The sequence below is a fragment of the Salinimicrobium sp. TH3 genome, assembly GCF_026676115.1.
GTDB lineage: Bacteria > Bacteroidota > Bacteroidia > Flavobacteriales > Flavobacteriaceae > Salinimicrobium.
Genome location: NZ_JAPONB010000013.1, coordinates 1 through 17,183, shown reverse-complemented (window position 1 = coordinate 17,183; position 17,183 = coordinate 1). Strand labels below are relative to the sequence as shown.

The 17,183-nt window shown below is 40.4% G+C and carries 11 protein-coding genes; 8 read left to right on the top strand and 3 right to left on the bottom strand.

The features are described 5' to 3' along the window. Positions 1 to 209 precede the first annotated feature (209 nt). Positions 210 to 2,069, top strand: a complete 1,860-nt coding sequence (locus OU683_RS15705) for a T9SS type B sorting domain-containing protein (RefSeq protein WP_268140009.1) — start codon at positions 210 to 212, stop codon at positions 2,067 to 2,069. A 1-nt stretch (position 2,070) separates the two neighbouring features. Then, the gene (locus OU683_RS15700) at positions 2,071 to 3,072 is read left to right on the top strand and encodes a PorP/SprF family type IX secretion system membrane protein (protein WP_268140007.1); all 1,002 of its coding nucleotides are present in this window, start codon (positions 2,071 to 2,073) and stop codon (positions 3,070 to 3,072) included. Positions 3,073 to 3,221: 149 nt separating this feature from the next. On the opposite strand, the gene lysS is transcribed toward OU683_RS15700, so the two are convergent. Further along, positions 3,222 to 4,919 carry a lysine--tRNA ligase gene (lysS, locus tag OU683_RS15695; protein ID WP_268140005.1) on the bottom strand — a complete coding sequence of 566 codons (1,698 nt, stop codon included), beginning with the start codon at positions 4,917 to 4,919 and terminating at the stop codon, positions 3,222 to 3,224. 119 nt (positions 4,920 to 5,038) lie between these two features. On the opposite strand from lysS, the gene OU683_RS15690 reads away from it, so the two are divergent. Then, on the top strand, positions 5,039 to 5,194 hold the full coding sequence (locus OU683_RS15690; protein WP_255702526.1) for a YqaE/Pmp3 family membrane protein: 156 nt from the start codon (positions 5,039 to 5,041) through the stop codon (positions 5,192 to 5,194). A gap of 47 nt (positions 5,195 to 5,241) precedes the next feature. Then, positions 5,242 to 5,940 carry a lipoyl(octanoyl) transferase LipB gene (gene lipB / locus OU683_RS15685; RefSeq protein ID WP_268140003.1) on the top strand — a complete coding sequence of 233 codons (699 nt, stop codon included), beginning with the start codon at positions 5,242 to 5,244 and terminating at the stop codon, positions 5,938 to 5,940. A gap of 86 nt (positions 5,941 to 6,026) precedes the next feature. Here lipB and OU683_RS15680 read toward each other — a convergent pair whose 3' ends face one another. Together OU683_RS15680 and rnhB are read right to left on the bottom strand one after the other, a co-directional pair. Continuing rightward, positions 6,027 to 8,447 carry a hypothetical protein gene (locus OU683_RS15680; protein ID WP_268140001.1) on the bottom strand — a complete coding sequence of 807 codons (2,421 nt, stop codon included), beginning with the start codon at positions 8,445 to 8,447 and terminating at the stop codon, positions 6,027 to 6,029. A 23-nt stretch (positions 8,448 to 8,470) separates the two neighbouring features. Then, positions 8,471 to 9,070: a ribonuclease HII gene (gene rnhB / locus OU683_RS15675; RefSeq protein ID WP_268139999.1), complete on the bottom strand. Its 600-nt coding sequence runs from the start codon at positions 9,068 to 9,070 to the stop codon at positions 8,471 to 8,473. A gap of 336 nt (positions 9,071 to 9,406) precedes the next feature. Between rnhB and OU683_RS15670 the strand changes: the two genes are divergently transcribed. The 4 genes from OU683_RS15670 to OU683_RS15655 all read left to right on the top strand — a co-directional run bounded on the left by OU683_RS15670 (position 9,407) and on the right by OU683_RS15655 (position 16,890). After that, positions 9,407 to 12,541: a SusC/RagA family TonB-linked outer membrane protein gene (locus tag OU683_RS15670; RefSeq protein WP_268139996.1), complete on the top strand. Its 3,135-nt coding sequence runs from the start codon at positions 9,407 to 9,409 to the stop codon at positions 12,539 to 12,541. Positions 12,542 to 12,553: 12 nt separating this feature from the next. Continuing rightward, positions 12,554 to 13,975: a RagB/SusD family nutrient uptake outer membrane protein gene (locus tag OU683_RS15665; RefSeq protein ID WP_268139994.1), complete on the top strand. Its 1,422-nt coding sequence runs from the start codon at positions 12,554 to 12,556 to the stop codon at positions 13,973 to 13,975. A 14-nt stretch (positions 13,976 to 13,989) separates the two neighbouring features. Further along, positions 13,990 to 14,823 carry a hypothetical protein gene (locus OU683_RS15660; protein ID WP_268139992.1) on the top strand — a complete coding sequence of 278 codons (834 nt, stop codon included), beginning with the start codon at positions 13,990 to 13,992 and terminating at the stop codon, positions 14,821 to 14,823. A 180-nt stretch (positions 14,824 to 15,003) separates the two neighbouring features. Continuing rightward, positions 15,004 to 16,890, top strand: a complete 1,887-nt coding sequence (locus tag OU683_RS15655) for a putative porin (protein WP_268139989.1) — start codon at positions 15,004 to 15,006, stop codon at positions 16,888 to 16,890. Positions 16,891 to 17,183: the final 293 nt, after the last annotated feature.

Sequence of the window (17,183 nt, the reverse complement as noted above, 5' to 3'; positions counted from 1 at the left end):
GAATTGCCCAATTTATAAAAACCGATTCCGGTTGCCTAACCAAAACCTTTTAAAATAAAATGAGGTGCATTTTGCTAATACTTGGACAGGAGAGGGAGTAAAAGGTTTAAACTGAAGTACAGAGAAATAAAAATCATGATAAAGATCATAAAAAGAAGCTGCTAAGGTTTTGTTAAAATCCCTCTTCATTCCCGTACCTTTGAAGGAAGATGAAAAACCTCTTATTTCTTATCTTTTTCTTCATTTCGGGGAATATTTTTTCCCAGCTGGGTTTTTGTGAGGGCAGTAAAGGAGTTCCTATTTTCCATGAGGATTTTTCGTCGGGGACTTTACCTGCGGGAACCACAACGTATATTCGTGTTTCGGGCGATCCTTACGACGGTTTTTATACCATTTCGAGTACTATTGGGCAGCAAATTGGTGGATGGCATTCTTATTTGCCTAATACTACCTTATCCAATGGAAATGCGCTCATTGTTAATGCAGATGACAATAATGCCGGACTGTTTTTTCAAAGAGAAATTTCGGGTCTTTGTGAGGCCACAACTTATGAATTTTCTGCTTTCTTAATAAATATTTTCAATGCTTCAAGAAGTGATTGTCCTAATGGGGAAATTCCAATTAATGTAATTTTCCAGATCCTTGATCAAACAGGAAATACAATTTTAGCTGAAGGAAGTACCGGAGATATCTATTCCTCGGTTAATCCTGTCTGGAGTCAAAAAGCACTTACCTTCAGGTCTCAGGCAGGTCAAAATAAGGTAATACTAAAAATGTTTAATAACGGAGTTGGTGGCTGCGGAAATGACCTTGCTATTGACGATATAATCTTTAGGTCCTGCGGCGACCTGACTAAGGTTAGTTCTCCCAATCTTTCTGAAACTTTTCTTGAAGTTTGCGAACCTGATGCTCCTGTCACCGTTGAGCTTACCGCAACGCCCGATAATACAGTGTATACCAGCCATGCTTTCCAGTGGCAGGAAAGTGTAGACGATGTGAACTGGCAGGATATTGCGGGGGAAACAGGAATGAATTTTTCTTCTTCTCCAATTAGTTCGACCCGGTTCTTTAGAGTAAAAGTGGCTGAAGATGCAGTGAATCTGGTTACCAATCTCTGCAGTTCGGTTTCTGAATCTTTTGCCGTATTTGTAGTGGAAACACCTGAAGCTCCAGTGAGCCTGGGAGATTTGGATGTTTGTGAAGGGGATCCTGTCCCATCGCTTGAGGTGATAGTTGAGAGTGACGAATCGGTTAGGTGGTATGATAGTGCTACAGGCGGGGTGGAGGTGGCAACAGGAAACGCTTTTGTTCCTCCTGCTGCAGGAAGGTACTATGCCGAAGCTAAAAAGACGGGTTTTGACTGTAATCCCGGCCCGCGAACTCCGGTTGAACTACAAATCTTTTCAAAGCCCCAGGTTGTTGATGAAGAGAGGCAGCTTTGTCCGGGACAGGAAATAAGACTTGACGCCGGGGTGGGTAATTTCACATATCAATGGAATACTGGAGCCACCACCCAAAATATTGTCGTCACCCAGTCCCAGGGTTATTCAGTTATAATAACAAATCCCAGTGGCTGTAGTTCAATTAAGCAATTTGAAGTGAGTGTAGTAGATGTTGCAGAGATTGGCAAAATAACTTCCGAAGGAACTTCTGTTATCATTGAACCTGCAAATGTAGGAGAGTTCCAGTATTCCCTGGATGGTAACAATTTTCAGGGATCTAATATGTTCCAGAATATTTCCGGCGGAGTTTACACTGCTTATATACGGGATCTTGAAGGCTGCAACACAGTTTCTGAAGAATTCCCTCATATTGTGATGCCCAAATTTATTACTCCCAATAATGACGGAATCAATGACAGGTTTGAATTGAAAGGGATCGAATATTTCAGCAGTTCAGAGATAAGAGTTTTTAACCGCTATGGAAAAATACTGGCTTCCGGAAAAGGAGAAGGATTTTCCTGGGATGGAACTTTTAGCGGAAAAGATCTGCCCTCAGAAGATTACTGGTTTCACCTTTCAATAGAAGGTTTTGAACCTGTTAAGGGACATTTTACTTTAAAACGTTAGGATGCGCCAAAACAAAAAAAATATACTCAAAGAATCCCCTTTTTGGATAATGATCCTCATATTTTTTTTGGAAGTAAGTGCTGTAACTGCCCAGGAAATTATTCCCACCTATTCAGATTACCTCACAGATAATTTATTTCTTCTTCATCCTTCTCTTGCTGGAGCAGCGGGAAGAAATCAATTGCGAATAACTGCAAGGCAGCAATGGTTTGATGTAGACGACGCACCTGGAATGCAAACTCTTACAATCAATGGGAGACTAGGAAACAAAGAAGGGATAGGAGCTATTATTTTTAATGACCATAATGGCAATTTTTCCAAATCGGGGGCCTACGGAACTTTCGCTTATCATTTGAGGCTGCCTTCCCGAGACCTTGAGTTACACCGGTTGAGTTTTGGGATAAGCGCAGGTGTGATCCAGCACCGGCTCGATCAAAGTGGCTTCACTCAGCCAGATCCTTTACTGGGGCAGGAAAAGACTTCTGTGGCTTACGCCAATATGGATGTGGGGATGTCCTATTTTAAAAAAGAATTTTATATACATTTTGCAGCCAAAAACCTGTTGCCGGTTAACAGAGAACTATTTAATTCTGAAAATATCGTTGTGAATCAAAGAAAATATTTTTTGACAAGCGGTTATATATTTTCTCCTTCTTACGACTGGTATTTGGAACCTTCTGCTATGCTGCAAGTGGCTGAAGACACCGGTGAAAAGGCAATTGATGCAAACCTCAAAGCTTATAGAAACTTTGATTTTGGCCAGATTTGGACAGGAATTTCTTACCGGCAGGGACTGGACAAAGTAGAAGAGAATAATGAAAATTTGAGATATGTGACTCCTTTTGCCGGCGTGGAATATCGCAGTTTTCTTTTTGGATACACCTATTCGCAGCAGTTTAATAATGTGGTGTTAAGCAACAGCGGGTTTCACCAGATCACTTTGGGTTATAATTTTGGTGCCGCACGTAAACGCTACCATTGCGGCTGCCCTGCCATAAATTAAAAAACGGTCTTAAAAGTACATCTTACGTCATTCTGAATTTACTTCAGAATCTTATTTCGTTTGAAAACAAACCAGAACCTGAAACAAGATCAGGTTGACGCAATCAGGGCTTTTAAGACCGTTTCTGGTATAGTGTCAAAAAGGGTATTTTAAAACCACTTTTCTACTTCGTCAAGCTGCAGCGCAGCAACGGGTAGTTTATTTTTTTTGCGAAGACCATTCAGCTTCTGGTGGACCTGGGTGGCCTTATTTTCCTGAAGCTTGGCAACCGTTCCAAACTCATGCATAACGGTATCTACCCATTCCTGAGGAACCCCAATTTTTATGAAATCTTCTGGTTTTGGCGTTGCAGCTCTCTTTTCTGGCTTCATTTGCGGGAAGAAAAGTACTTCCTGAATGGACTGCTTGTTGGTAAGGAACATGATCAACCTGTCCATTCCAATACCAAGGCCCGATGATGGAGGCATTCCGTACTCCAGGGCACGTAAAAAGTCATTGTCAATAAACATTGCCTCATCATCCCCTTTTTCAGACAAAGTTAATTGCTCCTCAAAACGGTTTCGCTGGTCGATAGGATCGTTTAGCTCAGAATAAGCATTGGCGATCTCTTTACCGCAAACCATGAGTTCAAATCTTTCGGTCAATTCAGGGTTTTCGCGGTGTTCTTTACAAAGCGGGCTCATTTCTTTAGGATAATCTGTAATAAATGTTGGCTGAATAAAGTTGCCTTCACATTTCTCACCAAAGATCTCATCGATAAGTTTTCCTTTACCCATGGTTTCATCTACTTCTATACCCATGCCTTTGGCAGCCTCAAAAAGTTCTTTTTCAGACTTTCCGGTAATATCGAAATCTGTGAATTTCTTAATGGCATCGGTCATCGTGATTCGGGCATACGGAGCCTTAAAGTCCACCTGGTGCTTTCCGAAGGTAGCCTCTGTAGTGCCATTTACGGCAACGGCGCAATGTTCCAGCAAATTCTCTGTAAACTCCATCATCCAATTGTAGTCTTTGTAAGCTACATAGATCTCCATGGCAGTGAACTCGGGATTGTGCGTACGATCCATACCTTCATTGCGGAAGTTCTTTGAGAATTCATATACTCCGTCGAAACCACCTACAATAAGACGCTTTAAGTAAAGTTCGTTCGCAATCCTTAGGTAAAGTGGAATATCCAGCGCATTGTGATGCGTGATAAACGGCCTTGCAGCTGCTCCCCCCGGAATGGATTGTAAAATGGGCGTTTCAACTTCAAAGTAGCCTTTGTCGTTAAAAAAGTTACGCATCGCATTGAACAGCTTTGTCCTTTTTATAAAGATCTCTTTTACTTTTGGGTTTACAGCCAAATCGGCATAACGCTGGCGGTAGCGTAATTCGGGATCATTGAATTCATCAAAAATGTGACCTTCCTTATCGGTCTTTGGAAGCGGAAGAGGTTTTAAAGACTTGCTTAAAAGGGTAAAATTTTTCACCATTACCGTCTTTTCTCCTACTTGCGTCTTGAAAAGCTCTCCTTCAATTCCTATAAAATCTCCTATGTCGAGGAGTTTTTTGTAAATATCGTTGTACTTGCTTTTATCATCCCCGGTACAGATCTCATCACGGTTGAAATACACCTGAATCCTTCCGGTGGAGTCCTGAATTTCAGCAAATGAAGCTTTTCCCTGGATCCTTCTTGACATTAACCTACCGGCGATTACCACCTTCTTGTTTTCTTCAAATTCAGCTTTAATTTCCGAAGTAGTATGGTCAACGGGATAAAGAGCTGCGGGATAAGGATCAATATTTAATTTTCGCAGAGAGTCAAGTTTCTCACGACGAATGATTTCCTGTTCAGATAAATGCATGTTTTTAATTTCAAATTTCGACTGGCAAAGATACAGACTAATGGACTACCAATCAATTGTTTTTTGAAGTGGAGGCCGTTTACAAGGTTGCAGTAAATTTTGATATCTTTGCAATACTTATGAGTCTTTGGAGAGTAATATTATCGATTCTTTTCCCACCGCTGGCTGTAATGGACAGAGGCTGTGGGTCTATTTTAATTGTTTTGATCCTTACCCTTCTGGGATGGATTCCCGGAGTGATCGCAGCTTTGATCATTTTGAATAACAAGAGGTAATACCAATCTCACTTCTCGAGCTCATATTTCAATTCTAAATATACGATTTGAATAAAAATATAAATTTTCAGGAATTAGGACTGCGGGATTACAAAGAAATTTGGGAGTACCAGGAACAACTTTTTAAGGAGATTCTGGATCAAAAAATTTCCAATCGCAGAGAAGGAACTGTAGAAGCTACAAAAAACCACCTTCTTTTTGTAGAGCATCCCCATGTATATACTCTCGGAAAAAGCGGAGATATCTCCCATCTTTTGATCAATGAGGAGCAATTAAAACAAAAAAATGCCACTTTTTACAAGATCAACAGGGGAGGGGATATTACTTATCATGGCCCGGGGCAAATAGTGGGATACCCTATTCTTGACCTTGAAAATTTCTTTTCAGATATTCACAAATATCTCAGACTTTTAGAAGAAACTATAATTCTCACGCTTGAGGAATACGGAGTAAAAGCCGGCCGCAGTAAAGGGGAAACAGGAGTGTGGTTGGATTCCGAAACTCCTTTTGCAAGGAAAATATGTGCGATGGGCGTTCGCGCCAGCCGATGGGTGACAATGCACGGCTTTGCATTTAATGTAAATGCAGATCTTGGCTATTTCGACAACATTGTTCCCTGCGGAATAAAAGGTAAAGCGGTTACTTCCTTAAATGTGGAGCTTGGAGTTAAAGAAGTTCCTGTGGACGAGGTGAAACAAAAAATAAAGAAGCACTTTGCCGCCCTTTTTGAAGCAAAACTGGTTTAGAGTTCAAGATTCAAGATTCAAAGTTCAAGATGCAAAATGGTTGCCACGAATTCACGAAAAATCTCTTAACCTTTACTAATCCCTAATCACTGCACTTCATAAAGCAGCACTTCATCCTCTTCTCCCTGTACTACAAGTTCCAGAGCAGGGTCATCATCTGCGTTATTGAGGTCTATTAATGAATTTCCGTAAACGGGAAAGCCATTCAGTAAGGTAGCATTGCTGTCAAAAACATATACCTTCTTCGCCTGCAGGTCGGTCACGGATACATAGATCTTATTGTTGATATAGAAGATTTGCGGCGCACTGTAAAGTCCAAAATCGAGAGTGACCGAATTTCCTTTAATAGTCAACTCATTTTCTGAAAGCATCACCAAAGTTTTTGCGGTGGCGGTGATGCGGGTGTTTTCAGTAAGATCAAGATCCTCTTTTTTGATATTTCCTTTTTCATCAATTTTGATGATCTGGCCTTTGGTATTTGATGAGACGAAGTTTCCGTCGTACTCGTACCACTTATTTTCGGAAAAATCAAGATTTTCTTTTACAGCGACGCGTATTTTCCCTGTACGGCTTAAAATATTCAATTTACCTGAAGTTTCGGGGATCACGATGTAATCCTTTCGCCCAATCCTAATGTGCTTTGGAGTCTGTGCGATATCCGATTCCGCTTTGGAAAATTGGAAACCTTTCACACTCCTTCCTTTTCGATCGTACATAAAAACCTCTTTTCCCTGTACAATCAGGAACCGGTAATCTCTCTTGTTGTCATAGTCAAAAATGGCAAGGGGCTGCGTGATTTCATCTCTAAACTTCAATGGGAATGGTTTTACAGGATTGCCATCCCGGTCAATCACATGCAGCGCATTTTTGCTGGCGAAGGCAAGTTGATATCTTCCATTCCTTAGAATATCTACCGTCTGGACGTCGCCTAAAATGCGGGAGTCCATTTCCTTTTTCCAGTGGATCTTACCTTCGGGAGAGATTAGATAAAGCGTATTTTGAACATCCTGAACAGCTATATCCATGCCGTTGGTACGGTGATTTTTAAAGAAAATGGGGTGAGAGTTTAAAGCAGCTCCAAGTTTGATAGCCGCAGCCCGGGAAGTTGGTTTTTCGGTCTTTAAAGCTGCGCTTTTAGTTAGAATACTGTGCAGGTGCGCAAAGTTGTCCTGGTAGATATATTGAATTGCCGAAATAGGAAAATTTGTATAGTCCAGTCCATTCGATGTGTCTTCATTGTTTGCCTGATTGTTCCTCAATATCAAAAGGGACGCTTCTGAACTCAGATTTTCTGAAGAAGACTTATAAGCTTCAGAATTTGCCAAAACCAGTTCATCCTGAACGGCTGCCATCACTTCTTTTAATGCTTCGGAAGTTTTCCCGAACAAAATATAATTATCCAAAAAGGTGAAAAAATGAAGCTCTTCGGGATTCAGCAGTGGCTGAAGCATTTTTTGAAAAGCATTGGAGTTGGGATATTCATAAATTGGTATTCCGCGGAATTCTTCGGTTGGCTTAAGCTCAAAACTGAAGGTGTTTCGTGCACTTTCGGGTTCATTAGCATGAACAGCAAAAACAAAACCTTCAGAAAGCTGAATTATTCCTGCTTCGCTGGCTGTTTCGAGAAGGGACATTTCATCAGAAAAAGATTCTTGTTTAATACCTCTTAAAAAGGTCAAATTATCATTTAGTTTTTTGAAATTTTTAAAAGAGATCGAGGTGAACTCTTCGCTGTTAACAGGAGCAATATTTGCGAGGGTGTTTTTGGCAGTTCCTGCTTCCTTAAACACATTCACGATTCGGGGAATGGTGTCGGAAGCAACTGTGATGCCATTTAGGCTAATGTCGTTTTGCGAAATATCTATGTCCAGCACGGTCCATTTGCTGAAGTTAGAAAATCTACCAGGGAAGATGTCTTTAAGAAAAAAAGGCGCTTTTTCAGAATTCAAAAACAGAGAAGTTTTCTTAGGGGAAGCAGCCTTAAATGCAGTTTCAAGATCTGGATCCCAACTGTGGCTGCCTTTAGAAGCATCTTTCAGTAATTGTAGCGAACTGCTTAACAGGCTAATGCTATCTATACGCGCCGAATAGGCTGTTTTGTCTTCCAGCACATATTTTTTTATTTCATAGTCGTCGGAATTTATGGTCTCTACCTGCCGGTTTTGTATTGAGTCAAGGTTCACTGGTTTTAGCTCATTCTTACTAATGAAAAGGAAATCAAAGGATTTTTCTCCTTCGGTACTGAGAACAAGAAGAGCTTCTTTTTTGTGAGGAAAAAACTTCAATATTTCAAGCCTCTGCTCCATGTCCTTATAAAGGGAATGGTTTGAGTTTAGCTTAAGAAAATCATTATTCTGTAGATTGCTAAAGAACAGATCCGGGTTTTGCATTTGAAGAATGACCGCTGGCTCCTTTGGTAAAAAATCTGTAAGTGCACTTGCAGTAGGACGATCATCGGCACAGGAAACTAAAAGTGAGATGAGGCAAATTGCTATTATCTTCTTCATGGGAAGGTTTAGGTGAAAAATTTTTAAAGGGAAAGCTCCAATTGTTCAGGAAGGAGTTTAAAGCTTTTACGATGGTATTTTGTGATTCCATATTTCTTTATGGCTTCACGATGCTCTACAGTAGGGTATCCTTTATTCTGTTTCCAGTTATACATTGGATATTCCTCATGTATTTTTATCATGAATTCATCCCGGTAAGTCTTTGCCAGGATTGAAGCGGCCGCAATGCTCAAAAATTTCCCATCTCCTTTTATTATACATTCGTGAGGCACTTCCCGGTATGTTTTAAATCTATTGCCATCAACAATAATAAATTCGGGAACAGGATTCAGATTGTCTATACATTTATGCATCGCCAGGATAGATGCATTCAAGATATTGATCTCATCGATCTCCTCCATATAAATATGGTGTACCGAATAACAAACAGCTTTCTTTTTAATTATTCCCTGCAGTTCATTTCGTGAAATTGAATTTAGCTGTTTAGAGTCATTAATAAGCTTATTACGAAATCCTGGGGGCAGGATTACTGCCGCTGCTGTAACCGGCCCTGCCAGGCAGCCTCTCCCGGCTTCATCTGTGCCGCACTCCAGTGGTAATTTTGAGAAACTTTTTGCTAACATGTTGTTAAGGTGCTGTAGGGTAATACTTTATTCAGGATCGGGAAAATATTTCCGGTAGTACAAAAATAGGAAATAAGTGCAGCCCCAAAAATACAGGAGGAAGAAAAGGTTGTTTAAAATTACACACTTTAGAATTTAATGTTTTATTCCTTTTAAAATTCGGCGATTTTGGTAGTTCTGGTAGTATCTGGGTCCCTTTTCTATCAAAATGATTATGAATAATCTTGACAACCAATAAACTTGTTAAATCTTTAACAAGTAAGTTTGTGTCATTGTCTTGTTTTATTAAGATTTTATTACCATTTTTGGCACTGGCTAATTCAAATAATTCATAAAATGAAAAGAAAATTAAGTGGAATTCTAACACTTTTACTGGTGTTAGTCGTGCAAATTGCCTTTGCACAAGACAATTTGATTACCGGGACGGTAACCAACGGCGAGGGAATGCCTCTGCCTGGTGTGAACGTTCTGGTGAAGAATACCTCTCGGGGTACTCAGAGTGATTTTGATGGAAATTATTCAATAAGGGCAAGCGAAGGTGAAGTTCTTGTGTTTTCCTACCTAGGTTTTAAAACTGCGGAATATGTTATTGATGAGTCCACTACCAGAGTGGATCTTACTTTAGAGGAAGACGCAGCGCAGCTTGAAGAAGTAATCGTGGTTGCTTACGGTACTCAAAGTAAGAGATCTATTGTAGGATCTGTTGTTTCTCTTGGAGAAGAGGTTCTTGAAGAGCAGCAGTTAACAAGTGTTACCAGTGCGCTTCAAGGAAATGTTCCAGGGGTGAACATGTTGACTTCTGGTGGACAGCCGGGGGAGAACCCAACAATAAGGATTCGTGGGATTGGTTCTATTAATGCAAGTGCCGAGCCGTTAATTATTGTTGATGGTGCGCCATTTAATGGTAACATTAACTCCATTAGTGCCGACCAGATTGAGTCAATGAACGTGCTTAAGGATGCATCTTCAACTGCTCTTTATGGATCTCGTGGTTCTAACGGGGTGATCGTGATTACAACTAAAAAAGGAGCTTTTAATTCTGAGCCTGTACTCACAGTTACAGCTGTAGGTGGTATTTCCACACCGGCTGTTGAGTTGCATGATGTATTGGGAACTAATCAATACATGGGCTATGCCTGGGAGGCTTCAAGAAATGCTTACGTGGCAGCAGGTAATGATCCTGCAACTGCAGGGCAGTTGGCTTCAAATAACCTAATTAGCCAGCTTGGGTACAACCCTTATGATGTGGCGCAGCCCGTTGATGCTAGTGGAAATCTTGTTCCCGGTGCTAATCTACTATGGGAAACAGATTGGGAGGATGAAATTCTACGCAGTGCTGCCCTTCGCCAGGAATATACAGTTGGTTTAAATGGTGGGGGTGAAAAAACAAGATATTTTCTTTCTGCAAACTATCTTGAGCAGGAAGGTTCTGTAAAGGAATCAAACTTTGAAAGAGTAACAACCCGTTTAAATCTTGAAAGTGATGTAAGAGATTGGTTAAAGGTTGGCCTTAATACAGCTTATTCTACCTCCAGCCAAAACTATCCGAGCCAGTCAGGAAGCTCATATCAGAGTTCTATTCAGTGGATTTACAGTGTAGCTTCACTTTATCCATTGTACAGAAGAGATGAACAAGGTGCACTGATCCTGGATGGTTTTGGAAATCCTATCTATGACTATGGTCAAAATGAAGGTTTAGTTAACGCTTCAAGACCAGTGTTTAATAACGAAAATGCTGTTGGTTCTTTATACAAGTATAAAACCTTAAATAAAAGACACAATATCAACGCTAATGGGTTTGCAGAATTAACTTTCACAGATTATCTGTCTTTCAAATCAAACCTATCTTACGAGCAGTATATTTTTGATAGCTATGTTTATGCTGATACCGAAGTAGGTTATGCTTCTAACGTTGGAGGTAGAATTACACAGAATCGGGATATCACAACTACAATCAACTTCATTAATTCCTTAAACTTCAATAAGACGTTTGGTAATCACTCTATTAATGCAGATGCAATTGTGGAGGCTTACGAGGTTGAGTTTGACGAGTTTGATGCTGCCGGAGAAGGATTCCTTCCAAATGTGTTTTCTTTAAGCGGTAGAACAACACCAACCGAAGCTGCTGGAGCTATAAATATGGAGCGACTTGTGGGATATCTTGGACGTGTAGGGTATAATTATGCCGATAAATATTTTATTGAAGGTTCTTACCGTAGAGACGGTTCCTCAAGATTTTCATCTGATACACGTTGGGGAGATTTTTATTCCGTTGGTGGTTCATGGGTTATTTCTGATGAGAACTTCCTGAATGACAGTCCAGTTCTTAGCTATCTTAAATTAAAAGGTTCGTATGGAGAACTAGGAAATAATAACATTCTTGATGCGGATGGAAACGTTCTGTATTTCCCATATATTCAGGCTTTTGAAACTGGATGGAACCAGGGAGAGAACACCGGAGTTCTTTTAGGAGGCGTTGTTGATCCATTGTTAACTTGGGAGACTACTGCTATGCTTAACGTAGGACTTGATTTTACTTTGTGGAATAATAGAGTTGAAGGTAGTGCTGAATACTATAACAAAGAGTCAGTTGATTTGATCTATTCTCAGCCATTAGCGCCTTCTACAGGTAATACCGATATTACCACAAATGTGGGGAGTATCAGGAACTATGGATTGGAGTTCATGTTGAGAACCAGAAATATTATTACTGATGATTTTTCCTGGTCAACTAGTGTGAATTTCTCTATGGATAACAATGAGATTACTGAACTTACTCAGGAGTCTTTCATTAGCGGAACTAAGAGATGGGAAGAAGGAAGATCTCTTTATGAATTCTGGATCCAGGAATATGCCGGAGTTGATCCTGCAACAGGAATGGCCCTTTGGTATATGGATGTTGAAAATGCAGAAGGGGAGCCAACTGGAGAAAGAGTTCTTACCGATGACTATTCAGAAGCTGACAGATATTACGTGGGAGAATCTTTACCTGATATTATTGGAGGTTTCTCTACAGATTTCAAGTATAAGAACTTCGACTTAAATGCTTTGTTTAACTTTAGCTTTGGAGCTCAATTGTATGACTATGACTATGCAGGTTTAATGACCGGTTTCGCAACATTGGGTTATCAGCAATCTCCTGATCTTGCTGCAAGATGGCAACAGCCTGGAGACATTACAGAGGTACCTAAGCTTTTGAATGCTAACCAGAATTTTGCTTCTACATCGACAAGATTTTTGTTTGATAATGATTACGTAAGGTTAAAAGCAATAACTTTAGGATACAATCTTCCTCAGAATACTGTTGAAAGCCTTGATTTATCTTCTTTCCGTCTTTATCTTAGAGGAGATAATCTTTATACATGGCAGACACATGAAGGAGTTGATCCAGAGCAAAGTATTAGCGGTACTACAAACAGTAGATCCTATATCTTAAAGACTGTGTCATTAGGATTGAACGTTAAATTTTAAAAAAAAATTAAAATGAGAAAAAATTTGTTTAAATCATTTTTTCTTTTGGGGATTCTATTTTCAATAGTAGGGTGTTCAGAGGAATATTTGGAGGAACCAAAGCCTGCGGGCCAGGTTTCTGAGGAGGTTGTTTTCAATTCTCGTGCTGGTGTGGAAGCCTATATTTCTGGTATCCATAGAGCAGCCAGAGATCAATTTACTACTGGTCATGATGCCGGTGGAATAAACTCCATGTATTATGCACGTGCGGTTAAGGGTAATGATATTATTCAGGGACCAACATGGTTCAGGTTTGATTATGAGCAGGCAAATAGGGAGCCTACCTACAGGAGAACTAATTTTAGCTGGGAATTCCCTTATTTTATGATCAATCAGGCTAACACCCTGATCAATGGAATTGAAGCTTCTGAAACTCTTTCAGATGAAGAAAAAGCTGAACTAATGGGGCAGGGTCTCGCACTACGCGCTTTCTACTACTTCCAGTTGGCTATGGAATTCCAACACACTTATACATATGATGCCACTTTACCTGCACCTCCTATTTATTTGGAGTTGTCTTTGGAAGGAAAGCCTATGTCAACTCTACAGGAAATGTATGACTTGATCATTTCAGATCTTACTACTGCTGTTGACGGGCTTAATGATTCAAGATTAAATAAATCTTATATCAATAAAGCTGTCGCTCAGGGTATACTGGCGAGAGTTTATCAGGTAACCGAGAATTGGGAAGGTGCCGAAGAGATGGCAAATGCTGCCTACGGAGGTGATGTTTCAGCGGTTTTAGATGCCTCTACCTATGATGATGGTTTCAATGAAATGTCAAACCCCGAGTGGTTATGGGCTATGCCTCAGTATGCAGATCAAACGATGTACTATTTTAGTGCACCGCATGCACAGGCCGATTTTGAGCATCCTTCCTATCAGGGAACATATATCAACAGTAACTTTGTTGATGAGTTTAGTGATACAGATGTTCGTAAGCTTTTCTTAGCATACAATCCAGATGTTTCATGGCAGAACTACATCACTACAAAATTTAACTTTGTTGATTTTGGTGTTGACTTTGCTATAATGAGATACGCAGAGATGATTCTTATCGAAGCTGAGGCGCTTTACTGGCAGGGGCAGGTTGACGCTGCTCATGACCTTCTTTATAAGTTGCAGCTTAACCGTGATCCTCAGGCTGTAAAGTCTGGTGCAACCGGGCAAGTTGTTTTAGAAGAGATTTTAGTCGAAAGAAGAAAAGAACTTTACGGTGAAATAGGAGTAGAGTGGTTCGATGCTAAACGTCTAAGAAGAGGTATCTTCAGAGATGCTAACCACCGTGTGGTTGTTGACCTTGCTGCGGATGATAAGAGGTTCTTCCTTAAAGTTCCTCAGGATGAGATCGATGCGAACGACGCAATTGACGATTCTGTAAACGCTAACAGATAAACTTAACAAATATTATGAAAAGACAATTAATATTATTTATAGCGGCTATTACAGCATCCTTTGTTGTTGGATGTAGCAGCGACGATGATTTCACAGCGCCTAATTATGTTACTTTTGAAGCTGAAAATCCAGTTGGAGTTGGTGTCGAAATAGGTGGGACAACAAGTCATGAAGTAACTGTTTATACGGCGAATGTAACAGGTAGCGACAGGACATTTGATTTGGTTGCCGCTGATGGAACCACAATTGACGCAGCCGGGTACACACTTCCTGCCACAGTAACGGTACCGGGAGGTACTAATGAAGGCACTTTTACCGTGGATGTATCTGACATGGACCTTGGCTTGACTGGTAAAAACCTGGTTATTGCGATTTCAGGAGAGGAAGGTCTTTATGTGGGAGACCCTTACACTATTACTGTAACTCGTACCTGTGTGGGAACAGAATTCGTTGCTGATTTCGAATTTGATGGCTACGCAAGTGAATTTAGCTGGTCATTAGCAAATGCTGATGGTGAAGTTATAGTTACTGGTGGTGGTTATGAAGATGGTACTGAAAGTGCTTCAAGATCCCTTTGTCTTGATGAGGGAGCATACACAATGACCATAAATGATTCTTACGGTGACGGTTTAACCTATCCTAATGTTGGATCGGTTACCTTAAGCTATGCCGGAGAAGATTTTGCTGTAGTTCCTGGAGATTTTGGATCAACTGAAACTGTTGATTTTACAATTACAGCCGATGGGGCATCAGTAGATGGTGGAGACACTGATGGTGGAGACACTGATGGTGGAGACACTGATGGTGGAGACACTGATGGTGGAGACACTGATGGTGGGGATGCCTAAAAATTCTCATTTTTAGAAAAATTTAGAGGCTGTCTTTCAAAGGCAGCCTCTTTTTTTTGAATGCCTGTGAAGTCACCTGCCCCTAATTCTTCCAATTATCATACTTTTGTTCCATTGATCATTCCTATGAAGAAAAAGCAACTCTTATTTCTCTATTTATTGTTAATCCCTATTTGGGGTATGGCTCAGGAAAGAAAACTTACCCGTTCAGGTGCAACTGGTAACGAGCGTGAGATGGATGCAGGGGAAAAGGGCCCTGAAGTTGAAAGAGCCCCTATTGAACTTTATAAAATCGTTTCTGTAGAAAATGATACGACCATAGTCGATACGACCCTTAGCATTTATAAAGATTACCGGTTTAACTACCTCAGGAAAGATAATTTTGGTTTACTGCCCTTTTCCAACGTGGGTAGATCCTATAATAGGCTTACTTATGATTTTCTCGATGAACGTTATGTTCTGCCTCAATTTGGTGCCAGGGCAAGACATTATAACTTCATGGAAGTAGAGGATATTTTCTATTATAACGTTCCTACGCCGTTTACCGAATTATTTTTTAAAACGGTTTTTGAACAGGGGCAGGCAGTAGATGCCCTTTTTACAGTTAATACTTCTCCAAATTTGAATTTTTCAATAGCCTACAAAGGTCTTCGATCCCTGGGACGATATAAGCATTTACTCAGCAGTACGGGTAATTTTCGTGCTACCCTAAGTTATAATTCCCCTAATGAAAAATACAGCCTGCAGACGCATTTTGTCTCGCAGGATCTTCTCAACGAAGAGAACGGAGGACTCACAGATGCTTCTCTTGAACAATATATTGCTAAAAACCCCGAATTCGAAGATCGTTCGCGCCTGGATGTAAATTTTCAGGATGCACAGTCCACCCTGTACGGGAAAAGATTCTTTCTGGATCATTCCTATGCTTTGTATAAGAGGAATGATTCCCTGGCCCAGAGAAATTTGACAATCGGTCACCGGCTGAATCATACTTATAAGAAATACAGGTTTCAGCAGGAAAATGCCAATGAAATATTTGGACCCTCTTTCGAAGAGGTGGGTATTAGAGATGAAACCCGCCTTACATCTACTTCTAATGAGGTTTATGTTGGATTTACAGCAGGAAACCTTGCGCAGATTGTGGCCAGGGGGAGGCATACCAATTATGATTATGGTTACAATACAGTCCTTGACCTTGAGGATGGGTTTATCACAAATAGGCTGCAGGGAAATATTATTTCAGCAGGAGGGGATTACACAGGAACCTTAGGCGGCTTCCAGTTCAAAGGTAATGGGATGATTAATTTAATTGGGGATCTTAAAGGTTATGACCTTGGTGCAAGGCTTGCTTATGTGCTTTCGCCAGATTTCTCTATTGCCGCCACGGCCAATATTAATGATCGTGCACCTAATTACAATTTCCTTTTATATCAAAGTGATTATATAAACTATAACTGGGAAACCTCGTTTTCGAATGAAAGCAGGCAGTCCCTAGGATTCGACTTATGGGCACCACAGCTGCTAAATGCAAACCTTGAGTTTACTACCATAAATGATATGGCGTACTTTGCTCTTGATGAATTGGGGAGTGTCCAACCTTTTCAGCACGAAGGACAGGTGAGTTACATAAAAGTGAAGGGACAGCGTGAATTTAGTTTAGGGAAATTTGCTCTCAACAATACCGTACTTTTCCAGTCCGTACTTGACGGGGGGCAGGTGTTTAATGTGCCAGATCTGGTTACCAGGAACACCTTGTATTATAGAGATCATTGGTTTCAGCGGGCGCTCTACCTTCAAACCGGTTTTACTTTAAACTATTTTACCGGGTATAACCTGAATGGGTATGATCCCGTTCTGGCTGAATTTTATGTACAGAACGAACAGGAGTTTGACGGCTTTCCAACTGTAGATTTCTTCTTTAACGGAAAGATAAGACAGGCCCGCATTTTTTTCAAGCTGGAACATTTGAACGATTTGATCCAGGGAAACAATAATTTTTCTGCGCCTTTATATCCTTATCGTGACTTTGGAGTAAGATTTGGACTGGTCTGGAATTTCTTCATGTAGATCTTTTGGGCGTTTTCCCACCGTCGCTGCCGCTTGGATGGGGCCGGGCTATTCGCTTCAATCTTTTTGTCCATGCTTCCCAAAAAGGATTTCCGCTGCTATCCCTAACGCGTAGCGAAGTACGAAATACGAGACACGAAGTAGGAAGTTTAGTTTTTTATTCTTTTTTAAAGCTGGTAACGTCATAACTCTAACTTCTAACTTGGTATATCTAGATTTTTTATCACCCTTCAAAAATGTCATTTTCAGCATCTTAGTTTTGGGGGTTTTAAAAATGTCAAAAAAACCTTAAA

Bases quoted from the DNA above. Each gene is read 5' to 3' on its own strand.
- OU683_RS15680 (WP_268140001.1), bottom strand. From the start codon at position 8,447: ATGAAGAAGATAATAGCAATTTGCCTCATCTCACTTTTAGTTTCCTGT.
- OU683_RS15700 (WP_268140007.1), top strand. From the start codon at position 2,071: ATGCGCCAAAACAAAAAAAATATACTCAAAGAATCCCCTTTTTGGATA.
- OU683_RS15660 (WP_268139992.1), top strand. From the start codon at position 13,990: ATGAAAAGACAATTAATATTATTTATAGCGGCTATTACAGCATCCTTT.
- rnhB (WP_268139999.1), bottom strand. From the start codon at position 9,070: ATGTTAGCAAAAAGTTTCTCAAAATTACCACTGGAGTGCGGCACAGAT.
- OU683_RS15655 (WP_268139989.1), top strand. From the start codon at position 15,004: ATGGCTCAGGAAAGAAAACTTACCCGTTCAGGTGCAACTGGTAACGAG.
- OU683_RS15705 (WP_268140009.1), top strand. From the start codon at position 210: ATGAAAAACCTCTTATTTCTTATCTTTTTCTTCATTTCGGGGAATATT.
- lysS (WP_268140005.1), bottom strand. From the start codon at position 4,919: ATGCATTTATCTGAACAGGAAATCATTCGTCGTGAGAAACTTGACTCT.
- OU683_RS15690 (WP_255702526.1), top strand. From the start codon at position 5,039: ATGAGTCTTTGGAGAGTAATATTATCGATTCTTTTCCCACCGCTGGCT.
- OU683_RS15670 (WP_268139996.1), top strand. From the start codon at position 9,407: ATGAAAAGAAAATTAAGTGGAATTCTAACACTTTTACTGGTGTTAGTC.
- OU683_RS15665 (WP_268139994.1), top strand. From the start codon at position 12,554: ATGAGAAAAAATTTGTTTAAATCATTTTTTCTTTTGGGGATTCTATTT.